General features: G+C 36.5%; 21 protein-coding genes. 12 read left to right on the forward strand and 9 right to left on the reverse strand.

Annotation, left to right across the window (positions count from 1 at the left end; translation table 11 throughout):
* Window positions 1-114 precede the first annotated feature (114 nt).
* The 3 genes from AC58DT_RS05050 to AC58DT_RS05060 all read left to right on the forward strand — a co-directional run bounded on the left by AC58DT_RS05050 (window position 115) and on the right by AC58DT_RS05060 (window position 1,652).
* Window positions 115-321 (forward strand): adenylosuccinate synthetase, encoded by a 207-nt coding sequence (locus AC58DT_RS05050; protein ID WP_497215746.1) that lies wholly within the window; start codon window positions 115-117, stop codon window positions 319-321.
* An 82-nt stretch (window positions 322-403) separates the two neighbouring features.
* Complete coding sequence (locus AC58DT_RS05055; protein WP_497215748.1) at window positions 404-1,057, forward strand: hypothetical protein; 654 nt, start codon at window positions 404-406, stop codon at window positions 1,055-1,057.
* Between the two features lie 139 nt (window positions 1,058-1,196).
* Entirely contained in the window at window positions 1,197-1,652 is a 456-nt protein-coding gene (locus AC58DT_RS05060) for a universal stress protein (protein ID WP_497215749.1), read from the forward strand.
* Window positions 1,653-1,658: 6 nt separating this feature from the next.
* Here the strand turns inward: AC58DT_RS05060 and AC58DT_RS05065 are convergent, their stop codons facing one another.
* Window positions 1,659-1,958 (reverse strand): hypothetical protein, encoded by a 300-nt coding sequence (locus AC58DT_RS05065; RefSeq protein WP_497215750.1) that lies wholly within the window; start codon window positions 1,956-1,958, stop codon window positions 1,659-1,661.
* 136 nt (window positions 1,959-2,094) lie between these two features.
* Between AC58DT_RS05065 and AC58DT_RS05070 the strand changes: the two genes are divergently transcribed.
* The 3 genes from AC58DT_RS05070 to AC58DT_RS05080 all read left to right on the forward strand — a co-directional run bounded on the left by AC58DT_RS05070 (window position 2,095) and on the right by AC58DT_RS05080 (window position 5,024).
* Window positions 2,095-2,376 carry a DUF1456 family protein gene (locus AC58DT_RS05070; protein WP_497215751.1) on the forward strand — a complete coding sequence of 94 codons (282 nt, stop codon included), beginning with the start codon at window positions 2,095-2,097 and terminating at the stop codon, window positions 2,374-2,376.
* Window positions 2,377-3,075: 699 nt separating this feature from the next.
* Complete coding sequence (locus AC58DT_RS05075; protein WP_497215752.1) at window positions 3,076-3,690, forward strand: YqaA family protein; 615 nt, start codon at window positions 3,076-3,078, stop codon at window positions 3,688-3,690.
* 68 nt (window positions 3,691-3,758) lie between these two features.
* A complete protein-coding gene (locus AC58DT_RS05080) occupies window positions 3,759-5,024 on the forward strand; it encodes an MFS transporter (RefSeq protein WP_497215753.1) in 1,266 nt (421 codons plus the stop codon).
* Window position 5,025: 1 nt separating this feature from the next.
* Here AC58DT_RS05080 and AC58DT_RS05085 read toward each other — a convergent pair whose 3' ends face one another.
* From AC58DT_RS05085 to AC58DT_RS05095, 3 genes are all read right to left on the reverse strand, one after another.
* Window positions 5,026-5,592, reverse strand: coding sequence for a DUF4256 domain-containing protein (locus AC58DT_RS05085; RefSeq protein ID WP_497215754.1), 567 nt, complete (start codon window positions 5,590-5,592; stop codon window positions 5,026-5,028).
* A gap of 18 nt (window positions 5,593-5,610) precedes the next feature.
* A complete protein-coding gene (locus AC58DT_RS05090) occupies window positions 5,611-5,787 on the reverse strand; it encodes a hypothetical protein (RefSeq protein WP_497215755.1) in 177 nt (58 codons plus the stop codon).
* Between the two features lie 64 nt (window positions 5,788-5,851).
* Window positions 5,852-6,409, reverse strand: a complete 558-nt coding sequence (locus AC58DT_RS05095) for an ExbD/TolR family protein (RefSeq protein WP_497215756.1) — start codon at window positions 6,407-6,409, stop codon at window positions 5,852-5,854.
* A 115-nt stretch (window positions 6,410-6,524) separates the two neighbouring features.
* On the opposite strand from AC58DT_RS05095, the gene AC58DT_RS05100 reads away from it, so the two are divergent.
* Window positions 6,525-7,121 (forward strand): Crp/Fnr family transcriptional regulator, encoded by a 597-nt coding sequence (locus tag AC58DT_RS05100; protein ID WP_497215757.1) that lies wholly within the window; start codon window positions 6,525-6,527, stop codon window positions 7,119-7,121.
* Here AC58DT_RS05100 and AC58DT_RS05105 read toward each other — a convergent pair.
* From AC58DT_RS05105 to AC58DT_RS05120, 4 genes are all read right to left on the reverse strand, one after another.
* A complete protein-coding gene (locus tag AC58DT_RS05105) occupies window positions 7,118-7,987 on the reverse strand; it encodes a pirin family protein (RefSeq protein WP_497215758.1) in 870 nt (289 codons plus the stop codon). The genes AC58DT_RS05100 and AC58DT_RS05105 overlap by 4 nt on opposite strands.
* 83 nt (window positions 7,988-8,070) lie before the next feature.
* A complete protein-coding gene (locus AC58DT_RS05110; RefSeq protein ID WP_497215759.1) occupies window positions 8,071-8,946 on the reverse strand; it encodes a pirin family protein in 876 nt (291 codons plus the stop codon).
* A gap of 194 nt (window positions 8,947-9,140) precedes the next feature.
* The gene (locus AC58DT_RS05115; protein ID WP_497215760.1) at window positions 9,141-9,665 is read right to left on the reverse strand and encodes a YceI family protein; all 525 of its coding nucleotides are present in this window, start codon (window positions 9,663-9,665) and stop codon (window positions 9,141-9,143) included.
* Window positions 9,666-9,756: 91 nt separating this feature from the next.
* Window positions 9,757-10,368, reverse strand: coding sequence for a hypothetical protein (locus tag AC58DT_RS05120; RefSeq protein ID WP_497215761.1), 612 nt, complete (start codon window positions 10,366-10,368; stop codon window positions 9,757-9,759).
* Window positions 10,369-10,519: 151 nt separating this feature from the next.
* Here AC58DT_RS05120 and msrA point away from each other — a divergent pair, with 151 nt between their 5' ends.
* The 4 genes from msrA (at window position 10,520) to AC58DT_RS05140 (ending at window position 12,207) form a co-directional block, all read left to right on the forward strand.
* Complete coding sequence (gene msrA, locus AC58DT_RS05125; RefSeq protein WP_497215762.1) at window positions 10,520-11,065, forward strand: peptide-methionine (S)-S-oxide reductase MsrA; 546 nt, start codon at window positions 10,520-10,522, stop codon at window positions 11,063-11,065.
* 61 nt (window positions 11,066-11,126) lie between these two features.
* On the forward strand, window positions 11,127-11,405 hold the full coding sequence (locus tag AC58DT_RS05130) for a hypothetical protein (protein WP_497215763.1): 279 nt from the start codon (window positions 11,127-11,129) through the stop codon (window positions 11,403-11,405).
* Window positions 11,406-11,450: 45 nt separating this feature from the next.
* The gene (locus AC58DT_RS05135) at window positions 11,451-11,585 is read left to right on the forward strand and encodes a hypothetical protein (RefSeq protein WP_497215764.1); all 135 of its coding nucleotides are present in this window, start codon (window positions 11,451-11,453) and stop codon (window positions 11,583-11,585) included.
* Between the two features lie 175 nt (window positions 11,586-11,760).
* A complete protein-coding gene (locus AC58DT_RS05140; protein WP_062621362.1) occupies window positions 11,761-12,207 on the forward strand; it encodes a cold-shock protein in 447 nt (148 codons plus the stop codon).
* A gap of 69 nt (window positions 12,208-12,276) precedes the next feature.
* Here AC58DT_RS05140 and AC58DT_RS05145 read toward each other — a convergent pair whose 3' ends face one another.
* Window positions 12,277-12,510 carry a YtxH domain-containing protein gene (locus AC58DT_RS05145; protein ID WP_497215765.1) on the reverse strand — a complete coding sequence of 78 codons (234 nt, stop codon included), beginning with the start codon at window positions 12,508-12,510 and terminating at the stop codon, window positions 12,277-12,279.
* A gap of 220 nt (window positions 12,511-12,730) precedes the next feature.
* Here AC58DT_RS05145 and AC58DT_RS05150 point away from each other — a divergent pair, with 220 nt between their 5' ends.
* Window positions 12,731-14,434, forward strand: a complete 1,704-nt coding sequence (locus AC58DT_RS05150; protein ID WP_497215766.1) for a T9SS type A sorting domain-containing protein — start codon at window positions 12,731-12,733, stop codon at window positions 14,432-14,434.
* The last annotated feature ends 1 nt before the right edge of the window (window position 14,435 follow it).

The following is a 14,435-nucleotide window of genomic DNA, read 5'->3' on the forward strand; positions in this document are numbered from 1 at the left end:
TTTTAATAATAACACGGCATAGTAAGACATTTTAGGGTAATTTCCAAATAGTTAACAGAAGTTGTTAAAATTTCTCTATGAATTTTTTTTTACATATTTTAAAAGAAAATTTCTATGACACTTAAAAAAACTCTTTTAGCAGGTCTATTTTTTTGGGGTACTATACTGCATGCCCAAAAACCCACAGAAGTTCCAAAACCAAGTGAAAAACCAATAGACTTATCAAATCCGGCCGATGTAATTATATATATAGTACTTCCGCTCTGTGCCATTTTGTTATTCTTTATTTGGAGAGGAAAACGAAAAAACCAGAAAAAATAAATTTTAAACTTTGAACCAATTATGCCCAGGGGAATACTATTTTTGGTGCAATTATTGTTTACAACATTCAAAGCTTAGTGTTATGGTAAAAAAAATCTTTTTTTTCACATCTATTTTGATGGGTTGGACTTCTTTTGCCCAAATAGATCTTCCCAATAGTTCGGCACGTTTTGATGCTACGGATACAAATTTAAACAGTCCTACAGGTTTTGAAATTCCATCAGTTAAGGCGCCTTCACTTTCCAATACAAAAAATCCGAACAGCCCTGATAATTCTGATATAGGAAAAGAAAAAGAAAAGCAGGTAGATATGCAAAACGGCGATGGTTTGATTGAATATTCCGGGACTAACAAAGCTCCAAAATACTTCACAAAAGATAAAGAGGAAAAGCCCGAGTACGGAAAAGACCAATATTTGGGCGATTTTAAAACCACTGCCAAAAAAGCTACCTTTATGTATCGAGACCACGAGTTTGTGGATGGCGATATGATACGTATTTATGTGAACGGTGAAATAGCTATACCACAGGCAAGGCTGGAAGGTAGTTTTCGGGGTTTTGACTTACCCTTGCAGGATGGATTTAATAAAATAGATTTTGAAGCACTTAACCAAGGCTCTTCCGGACCAAATACTGCACAGCTTAATATTTACGACGAAATCGGCAATCTACTTGCTTCATATGAATGGAATCTTCTTACTGGCAACAAGGCTACAGCAATTTTGGTAAAACAATAAAGTTTTTTGGGTTTTCCACTTCAAAATATCATTCTTAAACTGAAGGAAACACATAGTTCTACTTTATCTTAATAAATAATTACCTAAAGATTTAGGATTTCACACAATCTGCTTTAACTTTATAGTAAATATTTTAATGATGAAGAAAGTACTTATAACCTTAGACTATAATCCCAATTCTGAAAAAGTTGTTAATAAAGGAAAAGAACTTGCAAAATTAATGGATGCTGAAATCTGTTTGCTGCACGTGCTTGCCGATGTACGCTATTACGGAATGCAATATGAACCCTTTATGGGCTACGAGGGCTATGCTTTTCCTGTAGATTTCAGAATACAGGAAGAATTTGTAAAAGTGGCACAGGATTATCTTGACAAAACCGCAACGCATTTAGGGAAGGAAGATATTACCACACATTTAGCAGAAGGTGATACCGCAAAAAGTATTTTAGAATATTCCGAAGAATGGAAAGCAGATGTAATTGTTATGGGAACCCATAGCCACGGAACATTGGAAAAAATATTTCTTGGAACCGTAGCCTCCAGTGTTTTGGAACATACAAAAATCCCGCTTTACATGGTGCCTACCGGAAAATAATTAAAATTATAGCGGTTTATCCTGCTCCAGATTTTCGTTGTCTTCGCTGCCTTGACTAAAAAGTTTGTTTTCCTCATCGCGAAAGCCAATGCCATTCGTCTTTTTAGCTTGCTCACGGCCAGGAACGTCTAAGTCGTTTCCTGCAAAATCTACCTTCTTATCACGATCCCGAAGTTGCTGATCATCCCCACCATCACCGTGAATATTTTTTTGTGACAGCAGATCCTTGTCATGTTCAGTGACATTTGGGTTATAAGGAAGTTTTTCGTCTTTGTTTTTGTTTGTGTTTTTTTCAGAACTTTTCATAGTTTTTCTTTTAAAGATATTTTAAATGAAGAAAACCCGCCTTCCATTTAACACATATTAAATAAAATATAACAGCTATTTAAGGTTTACCGTTTAAGTTTGATACCTTCGCAATATAATTTCAACTTAAAGAACAATGGCACTTTCAAACAACGATATTATGAAAAAATTGCGCGTAGCCCACAAGCTGCGCGATGAGGATATAGTAAAAATATGTTCGTTGGTAGATTTTGCAGTAACAAAAAGTGAATTGGGCGCCATTTTCAGAAATGAAAACCATCCTAAATATATGGAATGCGGCGATCAATTTCTTCGGAATTTTTTGAATGGGCTGGTTATTCATTTAAGAGGCCCCATGCCAGAAAAGAAAAAGCCTGTTCCAAAATCCAATGTAAACAGGGGAAAAGAAAAAAGCTGAATTAAATTTCTTCAATCCAGCTTTAGTCAGTTTTTGATTTTATATGTCTCAATAAATGTATCTGCATGTCTTTCTGATTGTGGGATCTTCAAACAAATGCTTGTTGACGTTTAGATAGTCCAACGTATGCTGCTTTTGTGATCCGCATTTAATTCTCTTTTGAATGTTTCGTAAGGTTTTCATAGTTAATTATATTATTGGTTTTTTGAAGTACGTTACTTAAAACGTCTTTTCGAATTCCATAAATGTGATTTGGAAGTTAAAGGTCTGTGCTGTTTTTCGTTACTGTCTAATGTTCTCATGATTGTAAAATTTTAATTGTTTTAATTTTTTTAGTGAAATCTTCTTTTTGAATTCCAGGAATAGCCTTTTGAAGTTTTCATCTTTGCTGTTAACTGATTGCTGTTTAAAGTTCTCATAATAAAAAGTTTTTATTGGGTTATATCTAAAAGACGCAAGTATTGAAGTATTGTTACAGTACTATGTAATACAAAGTAATGATTTAACGAAATATTAACTTTTAACGTTGTTATTTATAGTGAATTGAATTCTAAATGTTTAACATTCCATTAACCGCCAAACAATTGCCAAATGCTTGCAGGGTAGGGCCTTTAGCTATATATTTGCACCTCAGGAAACTGCAATTGTTTATATTCAAGAATATTTTATTAAAACTCCAAAGAATTATCCCAAATTGAAATGAATACCATAAAAAAAACCGAAACAAATAAATTAAAGCGTACCCATCTATACTATAAATACACAGGATTTTATTCTTTTGTAGGGCACAGTCTTAAAAAAGCAATCATCCCGATTCTTTTGGTAGTAGCGGCATTAATAGTAGTAGACCTCTATGTGGTTGACTTCAGCAATCTTTTTACATATATAACAGAAACCTACGCTCCCATAAATATTCTGCTTGTATTTCTTGCTTCAGAATCACTTTTGGGGCTTGTTCCGCCAGAAATTTTTATAGCCTGGAGCGATAAAATGCCACAGCCTTTACTGTATTTGACCCTATTGGCATCGCTATCGTACATTGGTGGTATCATTTCATACTTTATTGGAAAATGGGTTTTTACTATTCCTCGTGTTTATGAATATATGGAGGGAAAGATGAAAAAACATTTAAAACACATCCGCAAATGGGGCGGTTTCTTAATTATTGTGGGCGCATTATTACCAATTCCTTATTCTATGACAAGTATGGCAGCTGGAATGATTCACTATAAATTTAGAAATTACCTTTTGTTTGGCCTCCTTCGTTTTGTGCGGTTTTATCTGTATGCCATTGCCATATTCAGTTTGGTGTAGTACTTTTGAAATAGCGGAGTAGTTTCTTCGTGAAAGTATTTCATTCTTAAAAACTCCATTTCTTTTAGATGAAGAAAACTGATCCCTACGCTGCATTACGATTTCGGGAATTCAATATTTTTTTAATGGTTCGTTTTGCGATGGTGTTTGCGTGGACTATGCAATTTGTCGTGATTGAATGGGAAGTTTACAGTTTGACCAAAGATCCACTGTCATTAGGTATTATTGGCCTAATGGAGGTTATACCCGCAGTTTCCATGGCGCTCTTTGCAGGGCATGTGGTTGACCAGCGTGAAAAAAGAGGTTTGCTCATTAAATGCATTTTTGGTTTTTCTGTTGTGAGTCTTGGGTTGTTTTTATTGACCTGGCCTCGAATTGTGGCCGATCTTTCAACGAGTGTAATTCTCTATTCAGTTTACTTTTTAGTTTTTCTCGGCGGCATTGTGCGTGCCTTTCTTGGGCCAACAATCTTTTCACTTTTTTCTTTATTGGTTCCAAAAAAAATATATCCCAACGCAGCAACGTGGAGCAGCTCCGTTTGGCAAATGGGTGCCGTGGTAGGCCCTGCGGCCGGAGGGTTTTTCATCCATTGGATTGGCGTGCATTGGTCCATGTGTTTTGTTTTTGCGTTTTCTTTGATGGCATTAATGCTATTACTTCAAATACCGAAGAAACCAATTTTGAACCCTAATATTGGCGAACCTGTTATGAAAAGTTTAAAAGAGGGAATTAAATTCGTAAGAAATACACGGGTAATTTTAGGAGCCCTGACTTTAGATATGTTTGCCGTACTGTTTGGTGGAGCAGTGGCACTGCTGCCTATTTATGCACAGGATATTTTAAAAGTGGGGCCTGAAGGTTTTGGAATACTGCGAGCTGCACCTGCTGTGGGCGCTTTACTTATCATGTTTACATCTGCCCATTTTCCACTTAATAAAAATGCAGGTATGAAGTTACTGGCAGCCATATTCGGTTTTGGAGTTTGTATAATTGTATTTGGGCTTTCCACTTGGTTTTGGGTTTCAGTAATTGCACTTTTCCTAAGTGGTGTAACGGATGGAATTTCTATGATCATTAGACAAACAATTCTTCAATTGCGAACTCCCGATGCTATGCGGGGGCGTGTGGCTTCGGTGAATTCTATGTTTGTGGGTTCTTCCAATGAATTGGGTGCTTTTGAAAGCGGACTCACCGCCAAACTGATGGGTACGGTAACCGCAGTGGTATTTGGTGGCGGAATGACAATATTAACTGTTTTGGGAACCGGGTTCTTTTTCCCTAAACTTCGAAAACTTGATTTGAGAAAAGATTTAGAGGAACACGAGAAGCTATAAGTTAAACGCGTAAAGCTCCCCGAAAACCACGACCTGCATAATATGATTGTGCCCCATTGTGGTAAATAAATACAGTGCCAAACCGATAATCTCCAAAAATGGCTCCGCCAAGTTTCCGTATTTTCTTTGGAGTTTTTAACCAACTGGATGTTTTCGTATCGAAATCGCCTAAATTTTGAAGCTTCCGATATTGGTCTTCCGTTAAAAGCTCAATGCCCATTTCCGAGGCCAAATCGATTGCGGTGTTTTTCGGCTTATGTTCCTTTCTCGATTCTAACCCTTCCCGGTCATAGCAAAGACTTCTTCTCCCTTTTGGACTTTCTGTGCAACAATCATAAAAAATATATTCATTGCTTTTTTGGTCAAAGTCAATAACATCTGGCTCGCCATCCGTTTCCTCCATTTGGCACAGCGACCAAAGTTTTTCTGGATTGGCTTCCAGTTTTTGTTGCACTTTTGCCCATTCAATATTCTCGTGACGACTTTTATTTTTCTCAAAACGAGTTTTTAATATTTTGAGGACTTCTTCGCTTTGTTGCAGGCTTAATTGTTTATTCTTTTTTGTCATCAGTTGAAAATTTATTAATCATCCTTTCAAGTTATAGAACCATTCTTCGGCTTTAACAATGGCTTTGGAAATTGCTTTTTTTTCTGAAATGCCGCCTTTTTCAATCAATTCGTGAGCAATCTCCAATGCTTTTTCGCGAACTTCGGGCGTCAGGTTTTCGAGTTTGGGCTTAAAGTTTTCAGAGGTCCAGTTCATCACAATGCGTATTGTAGATATAAATTTAAAATAAAATTTTATCATGCAATGAAAGGATAATTTATTACTGCTGCTGCGATGGCTCAATAATACGGAAAGGATAGGCCTCCTGTACTTTTTTTAGTTCGGCATCGGTAATTGTAGAAACATCTTTTTTCAGAACTTCAGAAACGTAGGTTTCCCTTAATTCAAAATACGCTTTTGCGATTTCGTCCTGAACCGTAATAAAACTTTGGTATGGCGCTCCGCGATGTATTGATAATGAAATGGAAGCTTTTTTTGGATTGTCGGAAGCTTCTGCAAGCTGTTCCCCTTTACAGTAAATACAAGTTTCATCACCATTATTATCAATAAAATTTTTCAATTCCTCCTTTAATTGTCCAACTGTGGTTCGGGTTTCATTTGCCATAATTTCACTAGTTTCATTAACGTGTATGGTGAAAAGGTTATTCTTTTTAATAGGAATATTACAGTCGGCGCCGGGAGGGCAAGCTTGGGGCAGATTTCTTGCAATTCCCTTGTCGTTTGGAATCATAGATGTTACCAAAAAGAAAATTAACAATAAAAAGGCAATGTCGGCCATACTGCCGGCATTTACGGAGGGCGTTGTAGAATTTCTCATAATTGAAAATGGTTTAGTGTTCACTTCTTCAGAAAACAAAAAAAGTGGCAAGAGTATATTCGGAAGAAAACCGTAATTTTAAAATGTATTTACCTCCCTAAATGGTTAAAGTAAAATGAAAATGCAAGCTTTTGAAACCTATTTGTTGAAAATTGCTGGAATTTCAATCGATGAAGTAATGCTTTTGACTTCAGAATTGAAAAGGCTTAGCTTTGAAAAAGGGGAGTTGCTTTTAAAAAAGGGGGCAATTTGCAGACATTCCTTTTTTGTGGAAAAAGGATTATTGCGTTCCTATATGCTTGATGAATCGGGGAAGGAGCACGTAATTCAATTTGCTCCCGAAAACTGGTTTATCGTTGATAGGAGTAGTGTGTATTTTAACGATGCGTCGGAAAGTTATATAGAAGCAATTGAAGATACTGAAGTAGTTTTAATAGGCGAGGATTTTATTTGTAAGGCGAATGAAACCAGCCCCACTTTCAGAAGGTTTAATGATAAACTCTTGCACAACCACATTAGGCATATGCAAAAAAGAATCAATCTATTGCTAGGTGCAACGGCAGAAGTTCGCTATTTGAGGTTTATTGAAATGTACCCAGATTTATTGTTACGGGTGCCGCAGTGGATGATTGCTTCCTATTTGGGCATTACCCCCGAAAGCTTGAGCCGGGTTCGGAAAGAATTAGCGCATAATAATTTTAAAACAAATTAAACTGGAAGTGGAACAACTTCCGTTTCACCTGGAACTTTTGGAAAACGTTGCGCTTTCCAATTTTCACGTGCTTTTTCAATAGTTTCTTTTTCCGAAGCTACAAAGTTCCAGTGAATATGGCGTTCTTCTGGGAAGGGGTCGCCTCCAAAAATATAAACAGTTGTATTATCGGCCATTTCGAATTCGCAGAGTTTGCTGTCGTTTGCTATAAGAATTTGTTTAGGTTCGTATGTATTCCCTTCACTGAAAATATTTCCCTCTAAAATGTAAAGTCCGCTTTCGCCGAAAAGATAATCTCCAAGTTTCACTGTTCTTTTCTTCCCGCTTTTCAGTTCCAAAAAATAAAGATTACTGTGTACAGGAACTGGCGATTTTTTCCCGAAAACTTCCCCAGCAATTACTTTTATGGAGACACCATCTTTTTCAAAATGTGGGATTTCCTGCTTTTCAGTGTGATGAAAAGTGGGTTCCATATTTTCCAGATGCTTCGGAAGCGCCACCCAAATCTGTAAACCGTGCAATGATTTTTTCGTATTTCGAAGACTTTCCGGAGTTCTTTCAGAATGAACCACGCCTTTTCCAGCAGTCATCCAGTTTACGGCGCCTGGTGTAATTTCAACTTCAGAACCCAGACTGTCACGGTGCATTATACTTCCTTCAAAAAGATAGGTTAGTGTGGAAAGCCCAATATGCGGATGGGGAGGAACATCAAGGTTTTGTGTTTCGTCCATAAATACCGGCCCCATATGATCTATAAAAGCGAATGGCCCAACCATCCGTTTTTCACGAAACGGCAACAAACGGCCAACCATAAAATTGCCTATGTTTGCAGCGCGTTCTGGTATTATTGTTTTTAGGTTTGACATAGTTTTAAATTTAAAAAGGATGCTTTGTAGGTCTCAATTTCATTGGACCGGACAAAACATCCTCTAAGATACTTACTTTTTTATCATTCCAAATACCCGAATTTCCCCATATTGAAATCGCTTATTGCTTGAACAATTTCGCTACGTGTGTTCATGACAAATGGTCCTTGGGCTGCAATCGGTTCGTTTATAGGTTCTCCGCTAAGTACCAAAACTACGGTGTCATCGGTTGCTTCAATGGTGAATTCTTCGCCATCATTTGCAAACAATCCCAAACTATCGGTTTTTATTTCATCGCTATTGTTCACTTTTATATTTCCTTCAACTACCAAAATAGTAGTATTGTAGTTTTGCGGGAAACTGAATGTTGCTTTTCCGCCTTTATTCAACTTTGCGTTAAACATATGGACTGGAGTAAAAGTAAAAGCAGGTCCTTTTACGCCTTTGTATTCTCCAGCAATTACTTCAACAATACCTGCATTATCTGGAAGTTGCACTTTTTTCATTTCAGCATTTGTGACTCCCTGATATTTCGGCGCGCTCATTTTGTCCTTTGCGGGAAGATTCACCCACAGCTGTACCATTTGGAAATATCCACCAGCTTTGCTGAAATTTTCTTCGTGGTATTCTTTATGCAGTATTCCCGAAGCGGCAGTCATCCATTGCACGTCGCCTTCATTAATTACCCCACTATTACCCGCGCTATCGTGGTGGGCTACACTTCCTTTATATGCTATGGTAACAGTTTCAAAGCCTCGATGTGGATGCACATCTACACCACGAGGCTTATCCGTAGGTGGAAAGTAAAATTTGCTGTTGTAATCCATCATTATAAAAGGATCCATTCTTTCAAAACCTGCGCCCAAAGCGGAAGGTATATATTGATGAACCCTGAACCCATCGCCAACCATATGTGGTGGTGGCGGAGTCAATACGCGTTCTATTTGTCGTGTTTTCATTTTAAATTATTTTTTATTTTATGTAGTAAAATTACTTCCTAAAATGTTGTTTTATATTGATGTATGCTAAGAAATGTTTTAAGGAAGAAGAATTAGCAAATGGTGAATAGATTTATATAAAACAAATCGAGAACTTCATTTGTAACAAACAAAGCTCTCGATTTTTAAAAGGGGAACAGTAAAATCTTGGGAAATTATTGTTTTACGAATTGTAGTGAAGCAATTAATTTCACTTTGTCGCTCACTACTACATTTCCCGCTTCAGTCACGGCGCTCCAGGTTAATCCAAAATCTTTTCGATTTAGATTACCTTCAAACTCAAAACCTGCCTTTGTCTGGCCATAAGGATCAACGGCCGTTCCGTTATACTCGGCATCGAGCGTTATTTGTTGCGTAATACCTTTTATGGTAATGTCCCCAATCATTTTATCACCATCAAATGATTTCGATTTGAATATAAGTTCCGGATATTTTTCAACTCCAAAGAAATCATCACTTTTTAGATGCGCATCGCGATCTTTATTGTTTGTGTTTATAGAATCAATTGTTGCTGAAAATGAAAAATCCGCGTCATTAAAATCACTTGCAGTAGTTTCAATATTGCCATCGAATTTTTCAAAACTTCCTGTCACTGTAGAAATCATCATATGTTTTACCTTAAAATTGATTTCGGAATGTGCAGTGTCAATCTTCCAAATTGTTTTTTCATTATCGTTCATAATTACTGAATTTAGTTATTAAAATTTTATAAGGCAAAGATATTTACCCATATAAAATTCAGCATTGATGTATGATAAGAAATAGAAGGGATTATTTATTAAGCTCTTCCAATAACTGATCGTAGTCCTCAATTTTTACGTGTAATACACCTCCAAGACTTATGATTGGGGTACTAATGGAATCTATTTTTACTGTAGAATTAGCAAAGGCCGGAGCCAATTGCCCCTTTAATTCAGGTTTTTCTGAAAAACGATACGAAGTATATAAATAATTACTCTTATCTAAATTTGAAACTAAAGTATCGCAGCTTGCGCAGTTTTCGGGAATGTAAACAATAACCTTTTTTTTAGGTTCAATTTTTATTGATTCAAATTCCCTACGTAAAGCACGCCGTGAAAGGCTATCGCTTACTTCCAGTTTATAGGTATAATTAGCTCTTTTATTTCTTTCCACAATTAAATTGGTCAGCAATACTTTTGAAGCAGCCGGTACGCGCACGGGCCTAGGTACGCTTTTGCTTTGGCGAAAATTGGTTCCCTCAACGGTAATCAAAACGTCAAGATCTTTCTCGTTTTTGTTTAGGGCGTAAAGAAACAAACGGTTTGCCTTTGCTTCTTCGATGATTTCTATAGGTCTTTCTTGTGAAAATAGGAGAGTGTAGCTCGCTGAGAATAGTAGTACGAAAAGTAATTTTTTAAACATTGAGGATTGTTTTATATTTTTTTCTAAGATATAAATTTCATTATAAACCGAAAGAATAAATTTCACGTTAATGGATTAACAGGTTTAACATTACTTTAGGCACAACACATACTTCAGTATCTATCTTTGGAAAAGCAATAAAAATTAAAGTATGGCAGATAAAAATTTAGAGCAAATGACCGTGGGTGGCGGATGTTTTTGGTGTACCGAAGCCGTCTTTAACCAAGTAAAGGGAGTAGAAAAAGTAGTTTCCGGCTATTCCGGCGGAAAGGTTCCCGGAACACCAACGTATCGTGAGGTATGCAGTGGACTCACGGGACACGCGGAGGTAATCCAGATTACCTTTGATTCCAACATCGTTTCATTCGAAGACCTACTAATCATCTTTATGACCACCCACGATCCAACAACCTTGAACCGACAAGGCGCGGATAGAGGGACGCAGTATCGTTCGGTTATTTTTTACCACAGCGAAAAACAAAAAGAGGTAGCTGAAACAGTTTTAAAAGAAATGGCAACTTATTATGAAGATCCAATTGTTACTGAGTTAAGTTCTTTGGAAAAATTTCACCCAGCAGAAGATAATCATCAAGATTACTATGCTAAAAACCAATCACAAGGCTACTGTACAGCAGTCATTTCACCCAAACTTGCAAAGCTTAGGAAAATGCATTCCGAAAAATTGAAATCATTATAATTGATTTTTTATTTTTATTCTACTGAAATTTAAAGTAGTATTTTAACTAACAAATTGCACCATGGACTGTAGAAACAAAATTTTGGAATTTATGAGGTCTAATATTGATGGCAAAAGAGATTTTGTAAATTGGGTACAAACATTTCCTAAAATGCAACAAGTAGAGCTAATGCGAGAAATGAACAGAATGGCAGAAGAAATGGCAGCTGAGCAGGGATTGAAGATAACCGATCATTTACCTAATTTCGATAAGGCAGATAGTAATTTGGATACTTTAGAAGATGCAATTCTCAATGAAAGACTGTTGCGGGACTATGTTGAATATTTTAATGATTTATAACATAATTTAAAAAATAAAATACTCAATGATATTGATCAGCAAAGAATGTATATTATAAGTAATATTTTAAACGATGCTCCCAATGCACCGGATATGCGGGAGTTAGCCAAAAAAATGATTGCTGCGGAAAAAAAGTTTGACACTTATAAACCTGAGAATTGGCAAGGTATAGACCTTTAAAGATTACTTTAACCCTTTTTATGATATTAATACCTTCATTTACCGTATCTTTGGAAACGTTAGGATGATAGATTATTAAAACCCATCTAGGTAAAACAAATAAAAAATAATATTACATAAACTAATTTAAAAGTCATCTGCAGTCAGTGGATGGCTTTTTTTATTAAAAAAATAAATGGCAAAATCACAACAAACATACAGTAAAAAAGAAAAAGAAAAAGCAAAGCTTAAAAAGCGTGAAGAGAAACAAAAGAAAAAAGAAGCGCGTAAGGCTGAAAAAACACCTGGGATAGATTTTGTGTATGTGGATCACAACGGTAACTTGACCGATACACCACCAGATCCATCACTAAAACCAGAGATTGAAGCTGAAGATATTGTGCTAGGCATTCCACCTAAAGAAGAAGGAGAGCGAGAGGCTTTTGACCCAGTGCGAAAAGGGACAGTTTCCTTTTACGATTCTTCCAAAGGCTTCGGATTTATCATTGATGATGAAAATAACGAAAAATATTTTACACACGTAAGTGGTATAATTGATGAAATTTCTGAAAATGACAGTGTTTCGTTTGAACTTGAAAAAGGTCAACGTGGAATGAATGCTGTAAAAGTCACAAAAAACTAATTTAACATTACCTATAACAAAAAAAATCCCGCACTTGGCGGGATTTTTCATTCATCAATAACTGTTACACTAATTTGTGAGGTCGTTTGCCTCTTTTTTTGCAGAGCTCTTAAGTTGATCGTATTTTTCAGAAATTGTTTCCTCTACATCTTCAACTTTTTCTCTAATCTTTCTGCCAGTTTCGTTGGCTTTGTCTTTAAGTCTTTGTTTTTCTTCTGGCGACATGTTTTTGTATTTCCAAAATGCAAATGCACCAGCTGCTACTCCTAGCAGAGCCAATATTCCTTTTCCTTTATTGTTCATGTTGTTTGTTTTTTTTTGTTAAGGTGAAGGTACAATTTTAAGCCGCCCCAACATAATTCTAAACTGACTTTAATATATATTTAATACAATCAACTCTAACTTCTTAGGATATTCATAAGTCTTTTTAATTTATTGCTCTTGAATTTTAAAATTTATAACATATCTTATTTCTAATCAAATTGTTGTAAATTTAATAACACTTCACAAAATCACTTTAGAAATGAAAATTTTATCTTTACAATACAGCTTTGTTCACTTGGTTGTCTTCATTTTATTTCTTCCTTCCTGCTCATCAATTTATTGCCAAATTTCCCGGCAAGAATTTTTCGAAAGCCATAGAGAAATACCAGATGACCCCTATATTCCTGTTTCCCGTTCTATGATGGAACGGAGTCCTGCGTATAATATAACTACTCCCAATTATTTCACCCGGCAGGTTAATGTAGACGAAAATGGAAATAACATTATTGGAGACGCAGCAAACGAAACTTCCATAGCAATAGATCCGTTAAACCCAAATAGAATTGTAATTGGATGGCGCCAGTTTGATACCGTAAACAGTAATTTTAGGCAAGCGGGAAATGGATTTTCTCTTGATGGAGGATTGACCTGGACATTCCCCGGAGTTTTGGACCCGGGTGTTTTTCGTTCAGACCCTGTTCTAGATTTTGATAGTGAAGGAAATTTTTATTACAACAGCCTTGCAAGCGGTTTTGATTGTGACGTATACAAAATTACCGATGGGGGCAATGATTGGGGATTGCCTGTTCCGGCTAGGGGTGGTGATAAACAATGGATGCGGATAGATCGTACTTCGGGCATAGGAGAGGGAAATAATTATTCTTATTGGAATGCAGCTTTTTCCAATTGTAATGGTGCTTTTACCCGATCTACCGATAGCAGCAACACCTTTGAAGAGTGTATATTGATTGATGGCGCTCCAGTTTGGGGTACCTTGGCTGTAGATTCTCAAGGCACTTTATATATCACGGGAACATCAAATTCTGGAATTGTTTTAATAAAATCTACCTCGGCAAAGAATCCTGCAGAAGATGTTATTTGGGAAAGTTTAACCCAAGTCGATCTAGATGGTGATTTAGATGTACAAGTAGCTGTAAATCCAGCCGGTTTAATGGGGCAGGCATGGGTAGATGTGGATATTTCGAACGGCCCAGGAAAGGATAATGTATATGTGGCTGCATCAGTATTGCGTCATTCTAACAATGATCCGGGGGACGTTATGTTTGCAAAAAGTACGGATGGTGGAAATACATTTGAACCTCCAATACGAATAAATACCGATACAGGAACTAATTCTTACCAATGGTTCGGAACAATGTCAGTGGCTCCCAATGGACGTATTGATATAATTTGGCTGGACACTAGAGATGCCACTAATGGAATTAGCTCTGTTCTTTATTATTCATTTTCAGAAGATCAAGGTGAAACCTGGTCAGTAAATGAACCCATATCAGAGCCGTTTGACCCATCTGTTGGTTACCCCAATCAAGGTAAAATGGGAGATTATTTTGATATGGTTAGCACTAATGATTATGCCCACTTAGCCTGGGCGAATACAATCAACGGGGGACAAGACGTTTATTATACACGCATATCGCCAGCTGGCATTTTGAATGTGGCAGATTTTACTACAGATAGCTTTCAATTCATTTCTTACCCAAATCCCTTTACTGATGAAACAACCCTTCAATTTAAACTAGAAACGCCAGAAAAAGTGTTGATAGAAGTATTTGATATAAGAGGTAGAAAACTAATCACACTTTTAAATGATGAAGTGGTGGGGAATAAAAGAATAATTTGGGACGGCAGAAGTACGAATGGAGTAAAATTCACATCAGGACTATATTTTATTACTTTAAATTCCGAAACCAAAAGTACCAGTCTAAAAGTATTAATGAATTAAT

The sequence above is a fragment of the Aequorivita sp. CRS11 genome, assembly GCF_059693805.1.

Coding starts and splice junctions, on each gene's coding strand:
- AC58DT_RS05130 (WP_497215763.1), top strand. CDS start 11,127: ATGGACTGTAGAAACAAAATTTTGGAATTTATGAGGTCTAATATTGAT.
- AC58DT_RS05150 (WP_497215766.1), top strand. CDS start 12,731: ATGAAAATTTTATCTTTACAATACAGCTTTGTTCACTTGGTTGTCTTC.
- AC58DT_RS05055 (WP_497215748.1), top strand. CDS start 404: ATGGTAAAAAAAATCTTTTTTTTCACATCTATTTTGATGGGTTGGACT.
- AC58DT_RS05085 (WP_497215754.1), bottom strand. CDS start 5,592: ATGACAAAAAAGAATAAACAATTAAGCCTGCAACAAAGCGAAGAAGTC.
- AC58DT_RS05095 (WP_497215756.1), bottom strand. CDS start 6,409: ATGAGAAATTCTACAACGCCCTCCGTAAATGCCGGCAGTATGGCCGAC.
- AC58DT_RS05140 (WP_062621362.1), top strand. CDS start 11,761: ATGGCAAAATCACAACAAACATACAGTAAAAAAGAAAAAGAAAAAGCA.
- AC58DT_RS05065 (WP_497215750.1), bottom strand. CDS start 1,958: ATGAAAAGTTCTGAAAAAAACACAAACAAAAACAAAGACGAAAAACTT.
- AC58DT_RS05070 (WP_497215751.1), top strand. CDS start 2,095: ATGGCACTTTCAAACAACGATATTATGAAAAAATTGCGCGTAGCCCAC.
- AC58DT_RS05115 (WP_497215760.1), bottom strand. CDS start 9,665: ATGAACGATAATGAAAAAACAATTTGGAAGATTGACACTGCACATTCC.
- AC58DT_RS05080 (WP_497215753.1), top strand. CDS start 3,759: ATGAAGAAAACTGATCCCTACGCTGCATTACGATTTCGGGAATTCAAT.
- AC58DT_RS05050 (WP_497215746.1), top strand. CDS start 115: ATGACACTTAAAAAAACTCTTTTAGCAGGTCTATTTTTTTGGGGTACT.
- AC58DT_RS05145 (WP_497215765.1), bottom strand. CDS start 12,510: ATGAACAATAAAGGAAAAGGAATATTGGCTCTGCTAGGAGTAGCAGCT.
- AC58DT_RS05060 (WP_497215749.1), top strand. CDS start 1,197: ATGAAGAAAGTACTTATAACCTTAGACTATAATCCCAATTCTGAAAAA.
- msrA (WP_497215762.1), top strand. CDS start 10,520: ATGGCAGATAAAAATTTAGAGCAAATGACCGTGGGTGGCGGATGTTTT.
- AC58DT_RS05105 (WP_497215758.1), bottom strand. CDS start 7,987: ATGTCAAACCTAAAAACAATAATACCAGAACGCGCTGCAAACATAGGC.
- AC58DT_RS05135 (WP_497215764.1), top strand. CDS start 11,451: ATGTATATTATAAGTAATATTTTAAACGATGCTCCCAATGCACCGGAT.
- AC58DT_RS05090 (WP_497215755.1), bottom strand. CDS start 5,787: ATGAACTGGACCTCTGAAAACTTTAAGCCCAAACTCGAAAACCTGACG.
- AC58DT_RS05120 (WP_497215761.1), bottom strand. CDS start 10,368: ATGTTTAAAAAATTACTTTTCGTACTACTATTCTCAGCGAGCTACACT.
- AC58DT_RS05100 (WP_497215757.1), top strand. CDS start 6,525: ATGAAAATGCAAGCTTTTGAAACCTATTTGTTGAAAATTGCTGGAATT.
- AC58DT_RS05110 (WP_497215759.1), bottom strand. CDS start 8,946: ATGAAAACACGACAAATAGAACGCGTATTGACTCCGCCACCACCACAT.
- AC58DT_RS05075 (WP_497215752.1), top strand. CDS start 3,076: ATGAATACCATAAAAAAAACCGAAACAAATAAATTAAAGCGTACCCAT.